This is a genomic window from Propionispora vibrioides (assembly GCF_900110485.1).
Lineage (GTDB): Bacteria > Bacillota > Negativicutes > Propionisporales > Propionisporaceae > Propionispora > Propionispora vibrioides.
The window spans coordinates 23,334-45,503 of the sequence record NZ_FODY01000018.1 but is presented as its reverse complement, the minus strand read 5'-3'; the positions used below and the strand labels follow the sequence as shown (position 1 = coordinate 45,503).

Annotated in this window: 18 protein-coding genes; 12 read left to right on the top strand and 6 right to left on the bottom strand. The window is 49.1% G+C overall.

Annotation, left to right across the window (positions count from 1 at the left end; all coding sequences use genetic code 11):
* Positions 1–162 precede the first annotated feature (162 nt).
* A complete protein-coding gene (locus BMW43_RS13855) occupies positions 163–789 on the top strand; it encodes a GyrI-like domain-containing protein (RefSeq protein ID WP_091748730.1) in 627 nt (208 codons plus the stop codon).
* Positions 790–911: 122 nt separating this feature from the next.
* A complete protein-coding gene (locus BMW43_RS13850; protein ID WP_091748727.1) occupies positions 912–1,292 on the top strand; it encodes a VOC family protein in 381 nt (126 codons plus the stop codon).
* Between the two features lie 202 nt (positions 1,293–1,494).
* On the opposite strand, the gene BMW43_RS13845 is transcribed toward BMW43_RS13850, so the two are convergent.
* Positions 1,495–1,773, bottom strand: a complete 279-nt coding sequence (locus BMW43_RS13845) for a hypothetical protein (protein ID WP_091748724.1) — start codon at positions 1,771–1,773, stop codon at positions 1,495–1,497.
* Positions 1,774–2,148: 375 nt separating this feature from the next.
* On the opposite strand from BMW43_RS13845, the gene BMW43_RS21745 reads away from it, so the two are divergent.
* The 5 genes from BMW43_RS21745 (at position 2,149) to BMW43_RS13820 (ending at position 9,088) form a co-directional block, all read left to right on the top strand.
* Positions 2,149–4,212 carry a methyl-accepting chemotaxis protein gene (locus BMW43_RS21745; protein WP_091748721.1) on the top strand — a complete coding sequence of 688 codons (2,064 nt, stop codon included), beginning with the start codon at positions 2,149–2,151 and terminating at the stop codon, positions 4,210–4,212.
* A gap of 201 nt (positions 4,213–4,413) precedes the next feature.
* The gene (locus BMW43_RS13835) at positions 4,414–5,925 is read left to right on the top strand and encodes a sugar ABC transporter ATP-binding protein (RefSeq protein ID WP_091748718.1); all 1,512 of its coding nucleotides are present in this window, start codon (positions 4,414–4,416) and stop codon (positions 5,923–5,925) included.
* Entirely contained in the window at positions 5,918–6,940 is a 1,023-nt protein-coding gene (locus tag BMW43_RS13830; RefSeq protein WP_091748715.1) for an ABC transporter permease, read from the top strand. Before BMW43_RS13835 ends, BMW43_RS13830 begins: the two co-directional genes overlap by 8 nt.
* Before the next feature lie 98 nt (positions 6,941–7,038).
* Positions 7,039–8,061 (top strand): arabinose ABC transporter substrate-binding protein, encoded by a 1,023-nt coding sequence (locus BMW43_RS13825; protein WP_091748712.1) that lies wholly within the window; start codon positions 7,039–7,041, stop codon positions 8,059–8,061.
* A gap of 94 nt (positions 8,062–8,155) precedes the next feature.
* On the top strand, positions 8,156–9,088 hold the full coding sequence (locus BMW43_RS13820; RefSeq protein ID WP_091748709.1) for an aldose epimerase family protein: 933 nt from the start codon (positions 8,156–8,158) through the stop codon (positions 9,086–9,088).
* Positions 9,089–9,262: 174 nt separating this feature from the next.
* Here the strand turns inward: BMW43_RS13820 and BMW43_RS13815 are convergent, their stop codons facing one another.
* Positions 9,263–10,108 (bottom strand): AraC family transcriptional regulator, encoded by an 846-nt coding sequence (locus BMW43_RS13815; protein ID WP_091748706.1) that lies wholly within the window; start codon positions 10,106–10,108, stop codon positions 9,263–9,265.
* Positions 10,109–10,351: 243 nt separating this feature from the next.
* On the opposite strand from BMW43_RS13815, the gene BMW43_RS13810 reads away from it, so the two are divergent.
* Positions 10,352–13,693, top strand: a complete 3,342-nt coding sequence (locus BMW43_RS13810) for a DUF5107 domain-containing protein (protein ID WP_091748703.1) — start codon at positions 10,352–10,354, stop codon at positions 13,691–13,693.
* A gap of 115 nt (positions 13,694–13,808) precedes the next feature.
* Here BMW43_RS13810 and BMW43_RS13805 read toward each other — a convergent pair whose 3' ends face one another.
* The 3 genes from BMW43_RS13805 to BMW43_RS13800 all read right to left on the bottom strand — a co-directional run bounded on the left by BMW43_RS13805 (position 13,809) and on the right by BMW43_RS13800 (position 17,296).
* On the bottom strand, positions 13,809–16,199 hold the full coding sequence (locus tag BMW43_RS13805; protein WP_091748700.1) for a glycogen/starch/alpha-glucan phosphorylase: 2,391 nt from the start codon (positions 16,197–16,199) through the stop codon (positions 13,809–13,811).
* Positions 16,200–16,308: 109 nt separating this feature from the next.
* Positions 16,309–16,467 carry a hypothetical protein gene (locus BMW43_RS21200; RefSeq protein WP_177173602.1) on the bottom strand — a complete coding sequence of 53 codons (159 nt, stop codon included), beginning with the start codon at positions 16,465–16,467 and terminating at the stop codon, positions 16,309–16,311.
* 208 nt (positions 16,468–16,675) lie between these two features.
* On the bottom strand, positions 16,676–17,296 hold the full coding sequence (locus BMW43_RS13800) for a TetR/AcrR family transcriptional regulator (RefSeq protein WP_091748697.1): 621 nt from the start codon (positions 17,294–17,296) through the stop codon (positions 16,676–16,678).
* 275 nt (positions 17,297–17,571) lie between these two features.
* Between BMW43_RS13800 and BMW43_RS13795 the strand changes: the two genes are divergently transcribed.
* Positions 17,572–17,922: a hypothetical protein gene (locus tag BMW43_RS13795; protein WP_091748694.1), complete on the top strand. Its 351-nt coding sequence runs from the start codon at positions 17,572–17,574 to the stop codon at positions 17,920–17,922.
* A gap of 145 nt (positions 17,923–18,067) precedes the next feature.
* The gene (locus tag BMW43_RS13790) at positions 18,068–18,613 is read left to right on the top strand and encodes a glutathione peroxidase (protein WP_091748691.1); all 546 of its coding nucleotides are present in this window, start codon (positions 18,068–18,070) and stop codon (positions 18,611–18,613) included.
* Positions 18,614–18,771: 158 nt separating this feature from the next.
* On the opposite strand, the gene BMW43_RS13785 is transcribed toward BMW43_RS13790, so the two are convergent.
* A complete protein-coding gene (locus BMW43_RS13785; RefSeq protein ID WP_218140688.1) occupies positions 18,772–19,497 on the bottom strand; it encodes a GntR family transcriptional regulator in 726 nt (241 codons plus the stop codon).
* A 456-nt stretch (positions 19,498–19,953) separates the two neighbouring features.
* Here BMW43_RS13785 and BMW43_RS13780 point away from each other — a divergent pair, with 456 nt between their 5' ends.
* Both BMW43_RS13780 and BMW43_RS13775 read left to right on the top strand, forming a co-directional pair.
* On the top strand, positions 19,954–21,336 hold the full coding sequence (locus BMW43_RS13780; protein ID WP_091748679.1) for an aminotransferase family protein: 1,383 nt from the start codon (positions 19,954–19,956) through the stop codon (positions 21,334–21,336).
* Positions 21,337–21,366: 30 nt separating this feature from the next.
* Positions 21,367–22,161, top strand: a complete 795-nt coding sequence (locus tag BMW43_RS13775; protein ID WP_091748676.1) for an ABC transporter permease — start codon at positions 21,367–21,369, stop codon at positions 22,159–22,161.
* Positions 22,162–22,170 lie beyond the last annotated feature (9 nt).

Below are 22,170 nucleotides of genomic sequence, written 5' to 3'. Positions count from 1 at the left end.
GGATAAGATTTCATAAAAATCATTATTTTTTTCAATTTTCCACGGGGAAGGTTTTGCGGTAAGGTGAAGTTGAAAGGAGAAAGAGCATATTACGTAGAATGACCAGGCATAGCGAGAGCCTGCATGGGTACTCTTGGGCTAAGAAAAAAAGGAGTATGGCAAATGAAATACGAATGGAAAAAAGAAGAAAAACAATTATACCTGCCTAAGACCCTTCCGGAATTAATTACAGTTCCCAAACAAAAATTCTTTATGTTAAAAGGGAAGGGGAATCCGAATCGGGATTCCTTTGCTGAAGAAGTAGGTGTTCTTTATTCATTGGCATATGCTGTTAGAATGATGCCCAAACAAGGCTATACTCCCGAAGGATATTTTGAATATACAGTCTATCCATTAGAGGGATTATGGGATTTAACGGAAGAAGGAAGAAAGTCCGCAACGTTAGACAAGGACGAGTTTCTATACACCATCATGATTCGACAGCCCGATTTTGTGACCCAGGATGTTGCCGGCAAGGCCTTTGAGCTTGTAAGAAAAAAGAAACCACATCCATTACTGGAGCATGTGGTATTTGATACGATGGAGGATGGCGTATCGGTGCAAATGCTTCACCTGGGTTCATACGATAATGAGCCTCAAAGTTTTAGCCTGATGAGGGACTTTATAGGAAAAAATAATCTTGAAATAGCATCTTTAAAGCACCGAGAAATTTATCTTACCGACGCGCGAAAAGTTGAACCAGCTAAATTAAAAACCGTTTTAAGGTATAGAGTTAAGCCCATAGTGTGATACAGGGAAAGCTGTAAAATAAATAACAAACAAATCGAATGAACCGTCCCTCTGGATTCGAGGGGATGATGAGAGGGTTGTGTGCTTAGTACAATTAAAAAGAGATGCCGGGAGGGAGTTCCATGATTCAGGGGATATGCCTAGGTAATATTATGGTTGACTGCGATGATGAAATAAAGCTATGCGAATTCTACCATCAATTACTTGGCTGGGAAAAGCGAAAGATGTTTGGCCGGCCTGCATTATGTAGTGGAACTGGGATTGTATTTCTGTTTATGGAAGAAGCGGATTATGTGCCACCTGTCTGGCCGGAAGAAAAAGAGAAGCAGCAAAAACAAATGCATTTCGATTTTCAGGTGCCCGATGTTGCCGCAGCAATTGAATATGCTAAATCCCTCGGCGCGATTGAGGCAACATCCCAATTTGGCGGTAGTGAGTTTGTTACGATGATAGATTCTGCCGGACACCCGTTTTGCCTTTGCGCCAAAGATAATATGGCTTAATCCGCCGACAACAGGGTAGTCTGTAATTGATCCATAAAGAACTTTACGGTTTAGACGAAAAAAACTTTCGTAGCTTACTTTAGAAAAAACCAGCGATCAAGAGTCATACCCTTGATCGCTGGTTTTTGTGCTTTTGGTTTTTCTCACAATGGATAAGACTGAATACTGTTTAGGGAGAGGTGCTTGCTACAGCAAATATTTCTTAGGCACTTAGTTTTTGAATAAAATCTCCAACATCCTTGATACTCAGGATTACACTCTTGGTAAATGCCCGGTCGACTGTTTTATTGGTCATTTTTACTTTTATATTAATGGTTAGTTCGCCCATGACCTTTTGTAATTCGGTTAAAAATTGATCGTATTTTTCTTGTTCTGTTCCGGTAAACTGACAATCATTGTAGGCAATAAAATTGGTAGAGACTGTGTATTGGATAACAAAGTCGGTATGGTTCCCGGTAATGATAAGTTTATAAAGTTTCATTTCCATCCTCCAGAAGTAGTTTTGGTTTGCTTGCTATAAATATTAAGCAAAATCCATGCCAACATACTATATGGGCTGCTGTCTCGCTGTTCCTGAGCAACAAGCACTTCCGTGGTTTTCTAGTGTTTTCCCTGGCAGGTATAGTGTTTGTGTATTGGCTTCGTTGTTTGAAACAGTTAGGTTGAATCTGTTTTGTGATAGGCGCACAGATAAGTTTTGCGCGGCAATCACTTGCCGCTTTCTTATTTTAAACAGCCGGGGACATGGAGGATTGGGCAGCACTATGTCGAATGGTAAGTAAACATATCGGTATTATCAACATAATATGCAACTTATTTCTAAAATCTGGCGTATTTGATAAGGGAGACGATTAACTTGTTATCTTGGTTCAACTCGAAAAAAGAACATGGCGCGACGACAGCGCCGACGGTCATTCCGGCCGGAAATAAGCCGGAGCTTGCAGACATTCAGAATTTTCACGTAGCCATTAGCGAAATGACTCAGGACCGTATTGATGAATTATGCCAGGTAGCGCAGGGGGCTGCTTTTGTGCTGGGCTTTATTTCACCGGATAATCCGGTGGGCGAAGTGGCACGGAAGCTCCAACAGTTGCTGCCGCCAGGCACTCCATTGGTGTTAGTTTCCACGGCGGGAGAACTGTACAGTCATCCTTCCGGTACGGGCGATTTATATCAGACGGCCGCCGATCACCGGAGTACAGTAGTGCTCCAGGCTTTCTCCAAAAGAATGGTCAGTCATATGGAAATCCTGTCGATTTCTTTAGGCAGCGACGATATAAAAACCGGTCAGGCGTCTGGCAGTGTGGAGGAAAGAATTGACCGTATTGGCCGGGAGCTGGACCGGGTGAAGGTTTCCACTCAGATTAACAGCCATGATACGCTGGCGCTGACGTTTATCGACGGTTTGTCCAATAGCGAAACTTTTTTTATGCAGGCGGTGTATGAGAGCCGTAAGTTTCCCTGCCTGTTTATAGGCGGGTCGGCCGGCGGCAAGCTGGATTTTAAAGCTACCTATATTTATGACGGCAGTACGGTCCGGCAGGATCATGCGGTTATTTGCCTGATGAAGCTGGCGCCGTCCTACCGGTTTGGTGTTCTAAAATCACAGGCGTTTATCAAAGACCGTGAGGAATATTTCACTATTTCCGAGGCCAATTCGGCACTGCGCTATGTAAGCAAGGTGATCAATGAAGCTTCGGAAAGTGTCAGTTTTATTGATCTGTTGAAACAACGGTTTCAGTGCCATACGGTCGAGGAACTGACTAAGTCGCTGGAACCCTTCGGCTTTGCCATCGAGGTTGGCAATGAGATTTTTATCCGGACGATCAATCATATCGATGAAGCGCAGGACCGGGTTTATTATTTTTGCGATTTGTCGGCCGGGGAGAAATTACACCTGGTTAAACGGGTATCGGCTCAGGCGTCGCTTGCGGCGGACTGGGAGACGTTTTGCCGGCAGAAACCGAGACCTATTGGCGGGATCTTAAATGACTGCGTGGTTCGCCGGCTGGTCAATATGCCGGAATTTAACGGAACTAATCCGTTTGCGGGGATTCCGGTCATCGGGTTTTCCTGCTTTGGCGAGCTTTTGGGGATTAATATTAATGAAACGCTGACCGCCCTGTTTTTTTATTCTCTCGAGGATGGCCAGGCGGATGATTTCTACGACGATTATTTGAATAAGTTTCCGATTCATTACAGCAGTTTCGAGCAATATTTCTTAAAACGGCGTTTGAATCAGATGGAGATTATCAATCATCTGCACAGTCAGACGATTCAGCTATTGGAGCATTCCCAGGAGGCTGTTCCTTCCTTGATTGCCAAGGTGCGTGAAATCGAAGAAGTGTTCCAGGAAATCGGAAAAAACAATGACGATTTATCCCGGATATTCGCTTCGCATATCAAGGGGCTGGCTGAGGTGTCGGAATTTGACAAGCAGCTTCCGCCAAAATTTAATGCGTTGGTTCACAGCAGCGCGGAGATCGGGTCGGTCCTGGCGGTTATTATGAATATTGCGTCCCAGACTAACTTGCTTGCTCTGAACGCAGCCATTGAAGCGGCCCGTTCCGGCGAACACGGCAGAGGGTTTGCCGTAGTGGCCGATGAGGTGAGGAAGCTGGCCGAGAATACACAGCATAGCCTGAAAGACTCCAATCATTCGGTTAATACGTTGGTGCAGGATGTTGACGAAATAAAAAGCATTATGCAAAAGAGCGAGACCTGTAAGACGGCGTTTGCCAGGGATATTGAGACGTTTACAAGCTCGTTGCAGGGGATTACGGGCAACATTCAGAACACCGTATCACTGATCGCACTTTCGATGGAGCAGTTAAATGAATTAAGCGCCATAGCCGATGCCAGTCAGGGGAAGCTGAACCAGTTGGTTGAGCTAGTCCGGTTTATGGATAAAAGCAAATAAAAGTACATAAACAAGTCTCCCGGTTTTGACTGCCAGATCAAGTCCGGGAGACTTGTTTGCGTTTAGGGGACCCGGTTGAGGTAAGAGCAAGATTTATAAATAAGTAGGCAAGGATTAGTAATGTAAACCGGAGAAAATAATTCTATAATAAAATAAATTAGAATATTAAAACAATTGCCATAAGGACTCAAGGAGGTCGGAATGAAAAACGTTTTAGAATTTAAGGCCATTACCAAATACTTTCCCGGAGTCAAAGCGCTGGATGACATTAGTTTTTCGGTGGAAGGCGGCGAGGTACTGGCTTTTCTTGGTGAAAACGGCGCCGGCAAATCGACCTTGCTTAAGGTGTTGAACGGGGACTATCAGCCGACTTCCGGAGAATATCTGCTAAATGGGGAAGTCCGGCATTTTTCCAATCCCAAGGAGGCCATTGAAGCCGGCATCAGTGTGATTTATCAGGAACGGCAAATTTTGATGGAAGTAAGCGTTGCCGAAAATATATTTGTCGGCCGGCTGCCGGTGGGGAAATTCGGACTGGTTGACAGGAAACGGCTGAATCAGGCCGCAAAAAAAATTATCGATGAATTTGGTCTGCCCATTGCCCCGGACAAAAAAGTGAAGGAGCTCAGCGTGGCCCATCAGCAGATGGTTGAAATTATGAAAGCCTATAGCCGGGAATTAAAGGTCATCGCCTTTGACGAGCCTACGGCCAGTTTGTGTGACAGTGAAATTGATATTTTGTTTAAGATCATTGAGAAGCTAAAGCAGGAAGGGAAAGTCATTATTTATGTATCCCACCGGATGAAGGAACTGCGCCAGATTGCCGATAAGGTGGCTATCTTTAAAGACGGCCGGTTTGTCAAGCTTGTCCGGCAGCAGGAGGTAAGCGAACAGGAGATGATCCGGCTGATGGTGGGCCGTGATCTGGGCGATGTGTTTAAGGAGCTTAACCGCAATACGGAGATTGGCGAGGTCCTGCTGGAAGTGAAGAACCTCTGCTCCGACCGGGTGAGGCAAATATCTTTTCAATTGCATAAAGGCGAAATACTGGGGTTTTCCGGTCTGGTGGGAGCCGGGCGGACCGAAGTCATGCGGGCCATTATCGGTGCCGACCGGATAAAAGCGGGGGAAGTGCTGCTGGAAGGCAGGCCTGCTTTCAGTCAGTCTCCCGGCGAAGCCATTCAAAAAGGGATTGTGATGGTGCCGGAGGACCGGAAGACACAGGGCATTCTGCCGAACATGACGGTAGGGGCAAACATCAGCATCTCTATTTTAGGCAATATCTTAAATTCCTTTCATCTGATTCAGGAAGAAAAGGAAGCCCTTATTATTGAGGAAAATATCAGGCTGCTGAATATAAAAACCCCCAATGCAGGCAAGAACATCGTGGAATTAAGCGGCGGGAATCAACAAAAGGCTATTTTAGCCCGCTGGCTGATAACCGAACCTAAGGTCCTGATTCTGGATGAGCCAACCAAAGGGATCGATGTGGGTGCTAAATCGGAATTTTATAAATTGATCTGTGATATTGCCCGGCAGGGAGTAGGGGTGCTGTTGATTTCTTCGGAGTTGCCGGAAATTATCGGCCTTAGCGACCGGATTATTATCATGAAAAACGGCAGAACTACCGGTGAGGTAAGCCGGGAAGAAGCGGCTGAGGATAAGCTTCTGGCCTATGCCATGCTGGACGAGGGGGAAAAACAGTATGCTTAAATGGGACCATATCACGCAAAAAATCGAAACAGACAAACTTGGCCTGATCGTTGCTTTAGTGGCCCTTGTCATTATATTTTCATTCTTCAACAGCAATTATCTCAGCAGCGCTAATCTGATCAATATCTTAGTAGCCGCTTCGCTGCCGGGGCTGGTGGCCATCGGGGAAACCTATCTGATTATTGCCGGTTTATGTGATTTGTCTACCGGGTCGGTGGCGGCGTTTGCCAGTGTGCTGGCGGCGGTATTGATGCAGAAGGGACTGAGCTTCTTTCCCATGCTGCTGGTGGTCATTGGCGCAGGTATCCTGGTTGGCTATATCAATGCCTGGGCTGTTAATAAGATCAAGCTGGAGTCCTTTATTGCCACCCTGGCCACCATGTCGATCTTCCGGGGCTTTGCTTACATTATTTGCGACGGCAAACCGGTTTATATCATGGACAGCACTTTCATTGATTTTGGCAAGGAGCGCATGCTGGGCCTGCCGATTCCGGTCATTATCCTTTTGCTGGCCTTTCTGTTATTTGGTATTATTCTGGCCAAAACCCGGTTCGGGCGCAGTGTCTATGTGGTGGGCGGCAGCAAAAACGCGGCCCGCCTGGCAGGTTTGGACCCGGAGCGGATTACCAATGTGCTGTTTATGCTGACAGGCGCCTTGTCGGCCCTTGGCGGGATTATTCTGGGAGCCAGAATGAGTTCGGGACAGCCTGCGGCCAGTGTGGGGCTGGAGTTTGACGCAATTACGGCTGCCGTTCTGGGCGGCACGGCCTTCACCGGTGGTGTGGGGACTATCTTCGGCACCGTGCTCGGGGTGTTGATCCTTCAGGGCTTTAATACCGGGCTGATTATGTTGAACGTTCCTGTCTTTTGGCAATTTGTCGCCCGGGGCATGCTGCTGTTCATTGCGCTGGCCTTTGACTTCCTGCGTAAGAAAAACCGGGAAAAGAAGCTGCTGGAGCAGAGTATGGCCCTGCTGGAGCAGAAGGAACCGCCGGTGAAAACAACTCCGGCCTAAGGAGAGTCTGGTGGATAGTTGGTTTTTAGTAGGGAGGGGGAGATAGGGCAAGTATTAAACCGAGAGGACGAATATGCGATAGAGGGGGAGCGTGCTGGATGAAATTTAAAAAACAGATGGCTGTATTGCTGGGAACTTTACTGGTGAGTACTTTGCTGTGGGGGTGCGGCTCAGGCACGAGTGATCAGGGGAAAAGTGCCGGCGGCGACAAGAAGAAGCTGGTGATTGCCGGTATTTATAAAGCCGGTGATCAGGTCTGGTTTATCGATGAAGGCAAAGCGGCGGAAAAAGCGGCAAAAGAAATGGGAGCTTCCGATTTTCTGTTCATTGATGCCAAGATGAATCCCGATACCTATTTGCAAGCGATTGATAATGTAATCGCTCAGAAGGTGGATGGGGTGGTTACCTGTATTCCGGATCAGAAGCTTTCCAAAGTGACGGTGGAAAAATTAAAACAAGCCGGCATTCCTGTTGTAGCGGCCGATGATGCGCTGCAGGATGAAAGTGGCAAGAAGCTGGCGCCCTGGGTGGGCATCAACGCTTACAAGATTGGTCAGGTCAACGGGGAATGGATGGCCAATTATGCGAAAACCAATGGTTTTGACAAAGACAATCAGGCAGGTCTGTTAATCCTGACGATGGATACAGTGTCCAGTTGCGTGCCGCGGACGCAGGGGGAAGAGGAGAAGTTTAAAGAACTGTTGCCCGGGTTTAGCGGTGACCGGATCTTTAAAGCGGACTATAACGGGGAAACGGATAAAGGCTTCAACGGGGCGGCGGCTATCTTTACCGCTCATCCGGAAATCAAGAAATGGATGGTTATGACGGCCAATGAAGAAGGCGCGGTTGGAGCGGTTCGGGCGCTCGAACAGGCCGGCCTGGACAAGAGCTCCTGTGTAATCGGCTTGGGTGGCTATCTGGCGAAAGACGAGTTTAAGAAGGAATATTCGGCGATGAAAGCGGCTACCTATTTCTCATCCGATGCGGTGGGCGGCACTTCGGTAAAAGTGCTGATGAATTACATACTGAAAAAAGAGGAAATGCCGATGGAAACCGCTGTGGATGCAGCCATTGTGACTAAGGATAATTATAAGCAGATTATGGGGAAAAACGCGGAATAGTCATACATACAGGTAAAGGAGAACCGGCGCCCAGAGTGCATGGGCGCCGGTTTTTAAGTGATCTTTTAAGAGATACACAGGGAGGCTGGCGGTTATGATCGACAAAATACGGTTTAAGCAGATGGACGCGCTGCGGCTGGAAAATGAATGGCTGCGGGTTGTTGTCATCCCGGCCTTAGGCGGTAAAGTAGCGTCGATGTATAAAAAAGATAAACAGTTTGAACTGCTTTTTCAGCATAAGGAGGAGGCTTACCAAAAGCCCGGCAAGTACGCGGCGTTTGCCGAGTATGACGCCGCCGGCTTTGACGATGCCTTTCCTTCGATTGACGCAGGCAAAGTATGGGTAGGGCAGCAGGAACTGGAGTATCCGGATCACGGTGAAATATGGACCGCCGATTTTTCGTATGTTATCGAAGGCGATGATCGCGTAAGCCTGACCTATCAAAGCCCGGCTTTTGGTTACCGGTATCAGAAGCAACTGACTTTACAGGATAAGACACTGCGGCTTCACTATCATATCACCAATCACGGGGAAGCGATGTTTCCCTGTATTTGGGCGATGCATTGCCTGCTGCGCTGTGAAGAGGATATGGAGCTTGAGTTTCCGCCGGGAACGCAAACGGTGCTGAATGTCCAGGACAGTGCGAGCTTAGGTCCTGCCGGGCAGCTTCATTCCTATCCGGTCACACGGAACCGTGACGGCAGGCAATACCGGCTGGACCGGGTATTGCCCGCAACGAGCGGCACCACGAAAAAATACTATACCTGCGGACGGGTCGCCGAAGGGCGGTGCGGGGTGTACTATCCGTCGCAGCAGGTGCGGTATCAGGTTGTATTTGATAAAGAAAAACTCCCTTATGTCGGTTTCTGGGTAACCGAGGGAGGCTTTCGCGGTGATTATAATTGTGCGCTGGAACCGGCTAACGGGTATTACGACGCCATTGACATCGCCAAACGGAATCAGGCGTTGTATTGCCTGGCGCCGGGCGAAACCCTGTCGTTTGAACTGGCCATGAAATTGGACTGACTGCAAGGGAACCGCTGATTAAATGAGCCTGCCGGCCTGGCGAGAGATTTTTTCGGCTGGCAAGGAAGTAAAACCGCAGGAATAACGGTCCCTATTTCAAGGTTTTGCTGACGCAGCCAGACGGAAAAAGATCCGCCAGGATGTGCAGTGTGAATTAATCAGTGGTTCCCAAGGCTAAAAGGGGACCTTGCGAAATTCGGTCGGAGTATTTTTGGTGTGCTGTTTGAAGCAGGTAATAAAGTTAGCCTCGCTGTTGAAGCCGGTGGTAAAGGCGATTTCCTTAACGGACAAACCGGTGGTTTTTAAGAGATCCTTGGCGCGGTTAAGGCGGACCATGGTGACATATTCGTAGGGTGAATAGCCGGTGGTTTTTTTGAATAGCCGGCTAAAATAGTAGACGCTTATGCAAAGATGGTCGGCTAAATCGTTCAGGGAAATTTTCGAAGAATAATTGGCTTTGATATAGGTGATTGCCTTGATCATCGGGTGGTCCTGATCGGTGCTGCCGGTAGGATATTGGGAGGCTACACCGTAGAGTTCGGCCAGCAGGCGCTGAATCTGACAGGAAACCAGATGTTCATTTAATATCTGGCCGCTTTGCAGCAGCTTGAAAATATCCTCCAGATAGTCCGGGATCAGCGGCGAACCGTGCAGCGGCAGGACGCAGCCCGAGCGATTATAGATCAGGTTAAAATATTCGGTGCAGATATTGCCGTCGATGTGGCACCACAGGGTTTCCCAGCCGTCAGTGCTATAGGCGTGCGGGCGGTAGCAGTTGAGCAGCACGATATCGCCCGCTCTGGCGGTGACCACTTTATCATCAAACCAGACCGTCCCCTCGCCGGCACGGATATACATAAGTAAAAAGCTGTTGTAAGACTGGCGCTTGAGGTGATAATTACTGTCGCAATAAAAGTGTCCGGCGCAAATCACATAGAAAAGAATGGACTTGGCCAATTGGCTGGGAGTGTAAAAATAGGCTTGGGAGTGGTCTAATACTCCCTTTTCAATGACGTGCATGGTATCACCCTTCCTGTAATTGAGGCAGCGATGACTGTAAAATAACTGATCATAAGCTAATCCTATTATACGATAAATCGACAGTGAATTGAATGGATTTGTACGCGCTTATCTGGTGAAAAAAGAAAATAATAAAGGGCAATATTTATAAACTAATGGGCAATTATTAGTAATGATTACTGGACTTTATGCATTTATAATGAAAGCAAAATAGTAAAATAATTGGCTGCGGGAGGCGCGATCATGCAAAAGGATTGCAACGTAGAGATCCGGGAGGAATGGGTGGAGATTCCTACCTATCCGGTGGGGAAACCGGATAAGAATCCGATGTTTCTGGAAAAACGGGTATACCAGGGCAGTTCGGGAAAAGTGTATCCTTATCCGGTGATTGATAAAATATATGACGAAATAACGACTAAGCGGTACAAGGCAGTTTTTTTGGAAAACCAGTATTTGCAGATTATGGTGCTGCCGGAACTGGGCGGTAGGATACAACGGGCGCTGGATAAAACCAACGGTTACGATTTTGTCTACTACAACCGGGTGATTAAGCCGGCACTGGTGGGGCTGGCCGGCCCCTGGATTTCCGGTGGTATTGAATTTAATTGGCCGCAGCATCACCGGCCCAATACGTTTGGACCGGTAGAATATGAGATCAGGGAGAATAATGACGGCAGCAAGACGCTGTGGGTCAGTGAAATCGACCGGATGTACGGTACCAAGGGGATGGCCGGTTTTACCCTTTATCCCGGCAAGGCATTCCTGGAGATTACCGGCCAGTTGTACAACCGCACGAATCAGCCGCAGACCTTCCTCTGGTGGGCGAACCCGGCGGTGGCGGTCAACGAGCATACTCAGTCGGTTTTTCCACCCGATGTGCACGCTGTTTTTGATCACGGAAAACGGGATGTTTCCAAATTTCCGATTGCCACCGGCGTGTATTACAAAATGGATTATTCGGCCGGCGTGGATATCTCCTGGTACAAAAATATTCCGGTCCCCACCTCCTATATGGCACAGCATTCGGACTATGATTTTATCGGAGGCTATGACCATTCGGCAAAAGCGGGCATTCTACATGTGGCCAACCATCATATTTCACCGGGCAAGAAGCAGTGGACCTGGGGCTGCGGTGATTTCGGCAAAGCCTGGGACCGCAACCTGACAGATGGGGATGGCCCGTATGTGGAATTGATGACCGGGGTGTTCACCGACAATCAGCCTGATTTTAGCTGGCTGCAGCCTAACGAAGAAAAAACGTTTACACAGTACTTTATGCCTTACAAGGAAATTGGGGTTGTCAAAAACGCCAATACCCGGGCGGCTGTCAGTCTGGAGTTAAAGGACGGTAAGGCTTTTGTGGGAGTATATGCCACGGCCTGTTATCCGGCTGCACTGATTGAACTGAGCGGGGCGAAGCTATATTTGTCCTGCCGGGCCGATTTGTCGCCGGCCCAAGCCTTTACGGCAGTGGTCGACATAGCGGGAGAAACGGAACAGGGACTGCGGCTGCGCGTCATGGCCGGCGAGCATACGGAACTGATCGCCTATCGCCCGGAGCAGGAAGGTTTACAGCCACCGCCGGCTGCGGCCAGGGCCATACCGGCCAATCCCCGGAGTTTGCCGAACACGGAAGCCTTATACCTTGCCGGCTTGCATCTGGAACAATACCGGCATGCCACGTATGAACCGGACAGGTATTACCGGGAAGGCTTGTCGCGTGACCCGGAGGACCTGCGGCTTAACAATGCCTATGGCGCTTTATTGCTGCGCCGGGGCCAGTTCGCGGCAAGTGAGAAGTATTTCCGGGCGGCTGTTAAAACGGCTACGCGGCATAACCCCAATCCCTATGACGGTGAGCCTTACTATCATCTGGGCCTGGCTTTACGGTATCAGGGCAAGCTGAAGGAAGCCTATGCCGCCTTTTATAAGTCGGCATGGAATGCCGCCTGGCAGGATGCAGGGTATTATGCGCTGGCACAGCTTGATTGTATCAACGGGGACTATGAAACCGCGCTGGCCCATGTGGAGCGTTCGCTGGTGCGCAATTACCACAGTTGCCGGGCCCGCCTGTTGAAAACCGCGGTGTTGCGGATCTTAAACCGCCGGGAAGCGGCGGAGAGGTTGGCCCAGGAGACGATAGAGCTTGATCCGCTGGATTTTGGCGCCTATTATGAGAGCTATTTACTGGCCGGCGGCAGCGGGGATGAAAAAAAAGCCGCCGCTCTGGATGGAAAGCTGACAGCTATACTGGGGGACCGCGAGCATAACTATCTGGCTCTGGCGGCGGATTACGCGGCGGCAGGTTTCCTGACAGAAGCGGTGCAGGTACTGGTGCGTCTGACCGGGCAAGAGCGGGATGAACGTGAAATTTCACCGATGATATATTACTATTTGGGATATTATTATGAGCAATTGCAGTCACCGCAGGCGGCAGATTACTATAAGCTGGCAGAAAACGCCAGTCCCGATTATTGTTTCCCTAACCGTCTGGAGGATATTGCCGTGCTGCAGGCCGCCGGTAAAGCTCTGCCGGCGGCTGCCAGAGCGGCCTATTATCTGGGCAATCTGTGGTACGACAAAAGACAACCGGATCAGGCGATTGCCTGCTGGGAGGAGTCTGCAGCGAGCGAGTCGTCCTTTGCCACGGTTCACCGGAACCTGGCGCTGGCCTATTATAATAAACGGCACGATGCGGCCCGGGCTCAGGCGGCGCTGGAAACGGCGTTTTCGCTTAATCCCGCTGATGCCCGGGTGTTTCTGGAGCTTGACCAACTGTACAAAAAGCTCAACAGACCCTGGCAGGCGCGGCTGGCTCTATACCGGGAGCATCAGGATTTGCTCCAACAGCGGGATGATCTGTATATTGAATATGTTACGCTGCTCAATTTATCCGGTGACTTTGAAGAAGCGCAGCAGTTATTAGGCGTCAGGCAGTTCCACCCCTGGGAGGGCGGCGAGGGCAAGGTGACCCGGCAGTATGTGTATGCCCAGGTGGAAATAGCCAAGAGCAGCATCGGCCGGCAGGAGTTTGCCGAAGCGGTCAAGCATCTGGAACAAGCGCTTGCCTATACGGAAAACCTGGGTGAAGGCAAGCTGGCCGGAGCGCAGGAAAACGATATTTATTACTATCTGGGGTTCGCCTACCGGGCGATGGGGCTTGACGCCAAGGCCGAAGCCTGTTATCAACAGGCCTCCTGGGGCTTGGAGGAACCGGCCAGCGCCATGTTCTACAACGATCAGCCACCGGAGACCATTTTTTATCAGGGGCTGGCCTTGCTGGCACTGGGGAACGATAAACAGGCCAAAAGCCGGTTCAACAAGCTGATTAACTATGGTGAAGCCCATTTGTATGATGAAGTGGCGATTGACTATTTTGCCGTGTCTTTACCGGATTTTCTGATCTTTGATGAAGATCTGAATAAGAAGAACCAAATACACTGCCGTTATTTGCTGGGATTGGGCTACCTGGGGCTGGGGCAGGCCGCGCCGGCCAAGGAGCAGTTGACTATGGCCCGGGCACTGGAAGTCAGTCATCAGGGCGTGCACACACATTTGAAGATGCTGGCGCTGCTTGCCCAATAAAAACAGCTATATGAAAAAGAAAATCCTGCGATCCCTGTGGATGGCAGGATTTTTGGCTTTGTTGTTTTGTTGGAGGGACAACAAGAGGATTGAATAGGTTGCGGCCCGGTGCCCGCTACCGTTGCGGGATTTCAGCCGGCCGGATATGCCAGATGGCATCGGCATATTCTTTGACGGTACGGTCGCTGGAAAAGCGGCCGGAATGAGCAATATTCTTGATGGCCATTTGCCAGCGGGCGTGTTTGTTCCGGAACAACCGGTCGATTTTGGCCTGGGCGTCCAGGTAGGCGGCAAAGTCCTGCAGCTCCAGAAAAGCACCGTTGGGATGCAGCAAATACTCATAAAGCGGTTTGAATTCATCGCCGATAACGGGGAGGCTGCCGTCGATCAATTGGTTGACGCAATTTCTTACCCGTTCATCCTGATTGTAGATGATCATTGGGTCGCACTGGCCGGTCTGGTAGCAGGCGGTTGCTTCTTCGGCCGTGAGGCCGAAAATGACAATATTCTCATCGCCTACAGCCTCGCGGATTTCCACATTGGCGCCGTCTAAAGTACCGATCGTGATGGCGCCGTTCATCATGAATTTCATATTGCTGGTGCCGGAGGCTTCTTTGCCGGCAGTGGAAATCTGCTCACTGATATCGGCGGCGGGAATAATTAGTTCCGCTAACGATACATTATAGTTTTCTAAAAATACGATTTTGAGCTTATCCTGGATGGCGGGATCGTTGTTGATTTGTTTGGACAGAGTGACAATAAGCTGGATTACTTTTTTCGCCAGGTAATAGCCGGGCGCCGCTTTGCCGGCGAAGATAAAGGTACGGGGCAGAATGTCCAGCCCGGGATCGGCTTTTAGCCGCTGATAAAGCTCCATGATCCGCAGCGCGTTCAGGAGCTGGCGTTTATAGGCATGAATGCGCTTGACCTGTACATCGAACAGTGAATGGGTATCAAGGGTAATGTGATAGTTGTCAAAAATAAATTTGGCCAGGGCTTCTTTCCGGTCCTGTTTTACGGCCGTCAGCTTTTGCTGGAAAGCCGTACTGGCGGCAAAGGGCAGCAGCCTTTCCAACTCAGTGGGCCGCTGCAGCCAGGCGGGGCCGATGGTATCGGTAATTAAGCCGGCTAAGCCGGGATTGGCGGAAAGCAGCCAGCGGCGATGGGTAATGCCGTTGGTTTTGTTGTTGAATTTTTGCGGCGTATGCTGATAAAACAGGTGCAGGAGATCGTCCTGGAGAATCCGGCTGTGCAGCTCGGCCACGCCGTTGACGCTGTGACTGCCGGCTACTGCCAGATGGGCCATCTTGACAAAACCGTCGGCAATGACGGCCATGGCGGCAATGCGGTCCCATTCGCCGGGATAGCGCTTCCACAGTTCGGCGCAGAACCGTTCATTTATTTCGTGAATGATTTCATAGATACGGGGCAGCAGGCTCCGCAACTGATCGACCGGCCATTTTTCCAGTGCTTCCGGCAGGACGGTGTGATTGGTGTAGGAGATGGTATGGGTGGTGATGTCCCACGCTTCGTCCCAGCCCATGCCTTCCTCATCCATGAGAATGCGCATGAGTTCGGGAATAGCAAGCGCCGGATGGGTGTCATTGATATGGATGGCAATCTGGTTGGCCAGATAGGACAGATTGGAACCCTGCTTGCGCTTAATATGGCGGATAATGCTTTTGAGTCCGGCCGAAACCAGGAAGTACTCCTGGACGAGGCGCAAATGGCGGCCTTCTTCATAACGGTCGTCAGGATACAGAATTTGTGAAATAGCCTCCACCCAGTTCTTATATTCCAACAGTTTGCGGATGTCACCCGGTGTGAGGCTGGAATAATTGACATTTAAGCCGTCACGCAGTTCGGCGCTCCACAGACGCAGGGTGTTGACAGTCCGGTTGTCAAAGCCGATAACCGGGATATCGTAGGGTACGGCCTTAACTGTGCCCAGCGGCGGCCCGAATTCTACCGTAACGGCTTTGCCGGCTTTGCGGTATTCCCAGATATCCAGATCGCTTAGCCAGGTGTCCGGTTTTTCCACTTGTACGCCGTCGATAATGGACTGTTCAAACAGGCCGTAGGTATAGCGGATACCGCAACCGTGACCGGGCAGGCCGAGCGATGCCAGGGAATCCAGAAAGCAGGCTGCCAGCCGTCCCAGTCCGCCGTTACCGAGACCGGCGTCCCGTTCGGCGTTTGCCAGTTCGGTGTAGTCGATGCCGAGTTCGGCAAGGGCCTCGCACCAAACCTCCCTAAGGCCGAGATTGCGCAGATTGGTGTCCAGTAAGCGACCCGGTAAAAATTCAATGGAGAAATAGTACACCTGTTTTTGCTTTTGGTCGTCATAGTAACGGGTGGTATCCACCCAGCGCTGACCGATGTAATCGCGGATCAGGCTGGCCAGCGCGGCGTATTTGTCAGCGGCCGAGGCCTCATCCAGACTCGTACCTGCCAGCGCTAATATTCTTTTTTGCAGGGCAGCCTTGCACTCCTCTTTGGTTAACACTTCATTCGCCTCCCTTAATAAATAATGCTTAATTCCTGTTTTTATACCTGTAAGCGGCTGATCTCCGCAGGGTTAGCGATCGCTGTCAGTTCCTCTTCTCCATGGTCAGCTATTTATGGTGATGATGTCGCGCCGATTCCTCTTTATCGTCAAAAGGAAGGAAAAACCATTTGGAAAAAAGGGCAAATATCCTCGTCATAAACAGTGCGCCAGCGATTAATACTATGCCTGCAACCCACCACAGCGATAGCTTTTGAAGCCATTCCATATTGACCGACACCCCCTTATTTTTCCCGATCCCATTTTGCTGGTTAGTAATAGATAAGAATCATGGATATGCCGGTGAGCAGATGGATGCTATTCCCGCACTTTGGACCTCATTTGTGCGTATTTTCAACATGACATAATTTGACCGGGTCAATTAATAATTAAAAAAATATCCAATAAAGTTCTATTGGAATGATTTGTTGGTTTATTTATTTAAGCGACAAGTGCAAAGTTGCTTCGGGCAATGCCAATATTTTTTCAATGAGAGATCCCGCTATTTTTAGATGGCAGGCCATTTGTTCGTCCGGTGTTTTCTCGCATAATGCGTCCGTAATACAGTGCAGGGTCGACATGATAAAATTGAGGGCGATAGGGGGGTGAGAAGCCTGGAAACAGCCCTTTTCAACTCCATCTTCAATTACTTTTAAAAGCCATGGTTTAAGTAAGAGCGCACTTTGGCGGATAATTTTATTTTTGATATGCAAATGTTTCTCATCATATAAAAAATCCAGGAGCAAGCCATCTTTGTATTGCGCTGTATGATACATGGAATTTATCATCAATTCAAGCTTTTGGGGCGGCGGGATAAGATTGGAGCAGGCCATATTCTGCATATCTGTCAGCAGGATGGAGATTTGACGGTTGATCACTGCTTCCAGTATTTCTTCCTTCGATTTAAAGTAATAATAGATCATTCCCTTGGCAACGCCCATTTTGTTGGTGATATCCTGGACTGTTGTTTGGCGGTAGCCATTTGCCGCAAATAAAGGTTCGGCCGTATCTAAAATTTCATCGACCCGGATTTTGGGGTCCTGGGGAGTTCGGGGCATGCATTTCACCTCAAAAAGTTTGAACTGGTCAAATTATAAATCCGACTGGGGATTTTTGTCAATGATAAATTCCTTTTTCTGGTGGAATGGATTAGTAATCTTCATCCCGGCGTATCGGTCGCCGCTACCGGGCAAAAAAGTAGAGCAGCATCTGCAATAAAATGGAGCTATTGCCGTTATATAGAGTAGAAAGCAGTACAATAAAGGAGGCAAAAGGAAGCACAGCAAGTATAAAGACAAAGTACGATAGAAATAATCGAGGAGGAATGATTGTTATGACCGATGCGAAAGTCATTGAAGCGTTTCAAATGATGTGGGGGAATTTTCCTGAACCGGTTATGCTGGTACATAAAAGCCGGGAGATTCTGGCTGTGAATGCGGCCTGTAGCAAGGCGGGGGGCGTGCCGGGCATCAAGTGTTCTACCATTGGCGGTCCGGAACGGCACAAAGGCTGCCAGGCGAACCGGGCACTGGCCTCTCAGCAGGCCGCTTTTTGCAAGGGTGAATCAGGTGGTAAATCCATCATTGGCTATTGGATACCGGTGGATGGATATCCTGATATTTATGTTCACTTCGGTGTTGGCACGATGATTGACTATGACCAGTATCCGGCTGCAGTGAAATAGCGGAGGCGGTAGGAAGCGGTATTAGCCCGTTGTTAACCGGCCATCCTAGTATTATGCCGATTTCTTTTGACAAGGACCGAAACGCCTGACCGTGTTAGGAAGGCGCAATCCGGCGAAAAGACAGGACTAAAGGAGGCAAACGATCATGAATATTTATGATTTTCAAGTCAAGAACATGGATGGCAAAACCGTTTCGTTGGCAGATTTTAAAGGCAAAGTGCTGCTGATTGTGAATACTGCCAGCAAGTGCGGTTTTACTCCTCAGTACGAGGAACTGCAAGCACTCTATAATGACTATGCTGGTCAGGGCCTGGAGATTCTTGGTTTTCCCAGCAACCAATTCGCGGAGCAGGAACCGGGCAGCAATGAGGAGGTACGGCAATTCTGCCAGCTTACTTATGGAGTTAGCTTCCCCCTGTTTGAGAAAACAGAAGTCCGCGGCAAAAATGCCCATCCCTTGTTTGTCTATCTGACGGAGCAGGCCCCCTTCCGGGGATTTGATTCGGGGCATCCGATCGCCGGTAAACTGGAAGAGGTACTAAAGGAGCGTTTTCCGGAATTGTTGGAAGGCGACGGCATCAAATGGAATTTTACCAAGTTTCTCGTTAACCGGGAAGGAAAGGTCGTAGGGCGCTACGAACCTACGACCTCCCCGTCGGCTATGAAACCGGATATTGAAAAACTGCTGTAAGAACAGGCAAGACACTCTCGAACCGCCACATATAGGCGGGGAGGGTGTCTTGTCTATTTTGGGGAAGACTATTGAACATGACTCGCAGAAGGCATAGATATAGCTGCCGGGGAATTCATTTCAAACACAAAACAGAAATCTGTGGATATGTGTAACCTTTACAGTTTTCTTTTCCGGGTCAAGTTAATGCGGAACGCGTACATATCGGCCCGGTAGATGCTTTTCTCATACTCGACGGGGTTGCCGTCGGCATCGGTGACCAACCGTTTGGACAGGAGGGCGCAGCAGGGTTCGGAAGTGAGACCCAGCAATTTTTTCTCGGCGGCCGTGGGAATGATCGCCGCGATGGATTGCTTGGCCTCCCAAAGGTTGATGCCGAGCTTGGTTTCGAATATATCGTAGGTGGAAACGTTGTTTAAATCGAATTCGGCTAATTTGAGTCCGTATTCTAAGGGGTAGTACTGTTTTTCCAGTACAACAGGGGTGGCATTGGCCAGCCGCAGCCTGTTGGTTTCGTAAACTTCGGCCTGTTTAAATATTTTGGCGGCGTCCTGCGGCGCGGGAACAATGCCCTGGCTTAGCATTCGAATATTAGGCTTCATGCCCATTTCTTCCACAATATCAAAGAAGCTGCTTAAGTTGCCCAGCCATTCTTCGATCGGTCTTACGGCGACGAAGGTACCCAGGCCGTGGCGCGTTTCCAAAACCCCATCTTCGATCAGGGTTTGAATCGCCCGGCGGATGGTTGCGCGGCTTACGCCGAATTTATCCATCAGATCAAATTCGGGAGGGATTTTTTCCGTATAAGTGCCTTTTAATATTTCATTGCGTAAAAAATTCCGCACCTGCAAATGCAGGGGAATCGAATTTGTTTTATCCAGCAAAATGAGGACATCCTTTCCTCGCAAAAAGTATTGAAAAAAACAGTTGCGTAAAATCAATTTTTGTTTTATTATAACAGCATACGGATGTACGGACAACCGCAAATGAGCAAGTTGTTCGTAAAATAAACTATTGACAGGACAACTTCTTTTACGGTATAAATGATATAACATAATGCTTAGCAGGCTGATCAGACAAACTGAAGGCTAAGGTCATTCCCATTTTGGGTATGCTCTTAGCCTTTTTATTTTGGAATGCCATTTCTTGCTGAAGAGCAAGGCGCAAAGGGAATATTCCAGGCCATACATAGACAAGAGGAAGCGGCGATCAGTTAAAAAATTCCTGTAATCACCGGTTTAGTCATATGGCTCTGCTAGGTAGTTTTATTTTCAAATTTTAGTTGTTCGGACATCCTGATGATGATTATATGGATATGCGATAGGCAGGGAGGCTTTTGGATGAGTGCAGCAGGCAGTTTAGAGGTCGATGAATTGGTAAAACTCCACCGGGATCATTTATGGCTCCATCTTACCAATCACAGGGCCTTTGAAAGTCAGGAACCGCCGATTATGGCGGAAGGAAACGGTTTTATTCTTAAAGACATTTACGGCAGGGAATATGTAGACGGCTTATCAGGCGGGGTCTGGGCAGTCAATGTCGGCTACGGCAGGGATTCCATCATACAGGCTATTGCCGGGCAATTGAAAAAGCTGCCTTACTATGCCGGATCGATGGCAACGCCTCCTTATATTTTATTGGCGCAAAAACTGGCCTCGTTGTTGCCGGACTTGCCTAAAGTGTATATATCCAACAGTGGTTCCGAGGCGAATGAAAAGTCCTATAAAATTGCCAGACAGTATTTTAGCGAGAAATATCCGGATAAGAAAAAATATAAAATTATTTACCGCAACCGGGACTATCATGGCACTACACTAGGTGCGCTGGCCAGCAGCGGTCAGCAGGAGAGAAAGGTGAAATTCGGGCCCTTACCGGAAGGCTTTGCCGCAATTCCCCATGCTCTCTGTTACCGGTGCGAATTGGGCAAGTGCTATCCTGCCTGCAACATCGACTGTGCCCGTGCTCTGGAGACGGTGATACAAAGGGAAGGCGAGGACAGTGTGGCGGCGGTGATTGTCGAGCCGGTTACCGCGGGTGGCGGGATCATTCCGCCGGTTGCCGAGTATTATCCGGTCCTCCAGGAGATTTGCCGGAAATACGAAGTGCTGCTCATTATGGATGAGGTCGTTACCGGTTTTGGCCGCACTGGCCGCATGTTCGGGCATCAGCATTACGCAGTTGAGCCGGATATGATCACCCTGGCTAAGGGACTGGCCAGCGGTTATATGCCCATATCGGCAACGGTTGCCCGCAAGAGTATCTTTGATCAGTTCTTAACCGAGCTGGAAGATCCGACCGGGTATTTCAGGGATATCAGCACCTTCGGCGGCTGTGCCGGCGCTTCAGCGGCAGCCCTGGAGAACATCCGGATTATTGAAGACGAAAAACTGGCGGAGAACAGTGCGCAGATGGGAGCGTATCTGCTGGAGGGCCTTAAAGAGCTGGAGAAATATCCTGTAGTGGGTGAAGTCCGCGGCAAAGGCTTGCTGGCCGGTATCGAACTGGTTGAGGATAAGAAATCCAAGAAGCCGCTCCATGAAACACACCTGGCCCGGATTGTGGCGGAAGCCAAGCAGGCGGGCGTGATTATTGGCAGGATGGTGCGCAGTGTTCCCGATTACAATAACGTGTTATACACGGCACCGCCGCTGATTGTGACGAAAGAGGGGATTGATCGAATTGTCGGGGCGTTTGCCCAAGCGCTGGCTCATGTTAAGCTATGAGTTCTGCTGCCGTAGGGGAAGGAGGTTACTATGAATATTGCCTATTTTATCAGGAAGCAGGTGACGATAGAACGGCTGCTGACAGCGAGTACGGTGATTTTGCTTTTACTGCTGTGGTATATTCTTACCGAGTTAAAGCTTGTTTCCGATATTGTTGTTCCTTCACCTTATAAAGTGGTGGCCAGTTTCTTTGAAATTGCCCGGAGTGGTTATAAAGATAATAGTTTGCTCGTTCATTTGGGTGATAGTCTGGTACGTTTAATCACTTCCTTCTTATTAGTCGTTATTACCGCGATCCCCCTGGGGCTGATTTGCGGCTATAACTCCAAAGCGCGGGCCATTGTCGATCCTCTGATTGAGTTTTACCGGCCGTTGCCACCGCTGGCCTATTATACGCTGCTAGTGCTATGGATGGGGATTGAGAACTCCTCTAAAATAGCACTGTTATACCTGGCTGGTTTTGCCCCGGTCTATCTTTCCTGCGTGGCCGGCGTGCAAAAGATAAAGAAAGACTATATTGACGGGGCCTATACACTTGGTGCAAGCAGCAGGCAGATTTTCTTTCATGTGGTTTTTCCCGCGTGCCTGCCGGATATATTCATCGGCCTGAGAACAACCATCGGGGTTGCCTATACCACGCTGGTGGCAGCGGAAATGGTGGCGGCGGTGACCGGTATAGGCTGGATGGTGCTTGATGCCAGCAAATTTTTGCGAAGCGATATCATTTTTGTCGGCATTTTTATTATGGGTATTACCGGTATTATTTTGGATGGAATGATCCGGACTATTGAGAGCAAGGTCATACCTTGGAAAGGTAAAGAATAAAACAAAAGA